1 protein-coding gene is annotated in these 442 nt (G+C 68.6%); it reads left to right on the top strand.

All coding sequences use genetic code 11. The annotated features are described in order from the left end of the window. Positions 1-442, top strand: a 442-nt coding sequence (locus tag WA788_RS35640; RefSeq protein WP_335984665.1) for a beta-ketoacyl synthase N-terminal-like domain-containing protein, incomplete at both ends; no start/stop codon positions are given.

The following is a 442-nucleotide window of genomic DNA, read 5'->3' as shown; positions in this document are numbered from 1 at the left end:
TGCCGGAATCACCGCGCTGGGATACCGAGTTGGCGAGCAGGACGGTGCCGGCGGCTTCGGGATCACCGGGACGACGGCGAGTGTGGCGTCGGGTCGGGTGGCGTATGCGTTGGGGTTGCAGGGTCCCGCAGTGTCGGTGGATACGGCGTGTTCGTCGTCGTTGACGGCGATTCACCTGGCGGCGCAGGCGTTGCGGTCGGGGGAGTGTGGGATCGCGTTGGCCGGTGGTGTCACGGTGATGCCCAACCCGGAGATGTTCGCGGAGTTTGCGCGGCAGCGGGGGTTGGCCAGCGATGGGCGGTGTAAGCCGTTTGCGGAGGCGGCTGATGGCACGGGGTGGGGTGAGGGTGTTGGCGTGGTGGTGTTGGAGCGGTTGTCGGACGCTCGCGCGCGTGGGCATCGGGTGTTGGCGGTGGTGGCGGGTAGTGCGGTGAATCAGGAC

Origin of the sequence: Streptomyces sp. CA2R106, from assembly GCF_037034245.1 — a bacterium.
In the GTDB taxonomy this organism is placed as follows: domain Bacteria; phylum Actinomycetota; class Actinomycetes; order Streptomycetales; family Streptomycetaceae; genus Actinacidiphila.
This window is presented reverse-complemented; position numbering and strand designations above follow the sequence as displayed.